Source organism: Arthrobacter sp. JCM 19049, assembly GCF_001310435.1.
The window spans coordinates 1-1,699 of sequence record NZ_BAXF01000460.1; the positions used below are offsets into that span (position 1 = coordinate 1).

Consider the following 1,699-nt stretch of genomic DNA (forward strand, 5'->3'; position numbering starts at 1 on the left):
CGAAAGCGACCTCGCGTAGGGCCACCGCACGCTCGCCGGTCACGGTCGCCGCCGCCATCTCCCCGGCAAGGTGCTCGGCCGGGGAGCGGCGCAGGACGGTGGTTTCGATCAGAGTGTTGTTAGCCATCTCGGCGGCTTCCTTCCGGGTCAAAGAGTACGGTTTCGGAGACCACGACGTCGACCAGGCGGTCGCCAATCGGTGTCTTCAGCGTTTCGCCGATACGATTACGCCCATTCTTGATCAGCGCCAGTCCGAAGGTCCGGCCCAGGCGGCCGAGTTGTAGGAGCTGGTCACCCACCCGTCCATCGGGGTGATGCCGTTCTCGGTGCCCGCGTCGGCAGCGACCAGGGCGGCGCCTTCCGGCAGACGCAGGGTTTCGTCGACCGGCAGCACCGATACCAGTTGCTTGCGGTCATCCCGCAGGTTGTCATCCCGCGAGAAGGAGCGCTTGCCCACGAAGTCCTTGATCTTGGAAACAACCCACTCCATGCCCGCATCCTGCGGGGTCACCGTGCCGTCGGTATCCTGCCCCACGATGATGAAGCCCTTTTCCGCGCGCAACACGTGCATGGTCTCGGTGCCGTACGGGGTGATGTTGAATTCCTGACCGGCTGCGTAGACATCTTCCCAGATCTTCAGTCCATGCCAGCTGGGGACCGCGATTTCGAAGGCCAGCTCGCCGGAGAACGAAATACGCGAGATCCGGGCCTCGATGCCGCTGTCCAGGGTGACGTCCTCGAAGGCCATGAACTTGAATGCGTCGTTGGAGACATCCAGGTTGGACGCCAATTTCCCGATGACATCACGGAACGTGGACCGACCACTGCCACGGTCGCGAACTGCTCGGTCACCGAGGTGCACGTTACATCCAGTTCAGGCCACTCGGTCTGCAGCCACTCCTCCAGCCAGTCAAGCACGTCGGCGGCCCCGCCGGTGGTGGTGTGCATGAGGAAGCGGTCTTCAGCCAAGCGCAGGGTCACCCCGTCGTCGAAGATCATTCCATCGGCTTTGCACATGACGCCGTAGCGCCCCATGCCCACCTTCAACTTGCTGTAGCCGTTGGTGTACATGCGGTTGAGGAACTCGGCAGCGTCCTTGCCCCGGATTTCGATCTTGCCCAGGGTTGTGGCGTCGAGCATGCCGACGGAATCGCGCACCGCGGCGCACTCGCGCAGCACGGCCGCGTCCATGTCCTCCTCGCCTGCGGGAAGTACCAGGCGCGCTTCCACTGTCCCACGTCCTCAAACTTTGCCCCGTGTTCCAGGTGCCAGGAGTGCATCGGGGTGATGCGCGCGGGGTCCAGCAATTGTCCGCGGGTACGACCAGCCAGAGCCGCGAACGCTACCGGAGTGTAGGGGGCGCGGAAGGTGGTGGTTCCGATTTCCGAAGGGTCCTCGATGCCCAGCACGGCGGCGATCACGCCGATGGCTGCCACCCCGGAGGTCTTGCCTGATCGTTCGCCGTGGAAATGGAGGTGTACCGCTTGATGTGCTCCACGGACCTCATTCCGGCCCCGGTGGCGCGCAGCACGTCAGCCACGGTCTGGTCACGCTGCAGGTCCACGAAGTGGCGCGTGTAGTTCGCCGCGTCGTCGCCATTTAGCGAAGGAACCAGCCACACCGGGCGAGTCTCCCCGAGGGCGGTTTCGGGCGCCTGCGGGACGGTGGCCACATGCTGGTAACCGGCAGCCGAGGCGGC

At 64.6% G+C, this 1,699-nt stretch carries 1 pseudogene; it reads right to left on the bottom strand.

Annotated features, from left to right (window positions below):
- Nucleotides 1–119: 119 nt before the first annotated feature.
- Nucleotides 120–1,699 (bottom strand): annotated as a pseudogene (locus tag JCM19049_RS13380) (glycine cleavage T C-terminal barrel domain-containing protein); the annotation flags it as partial.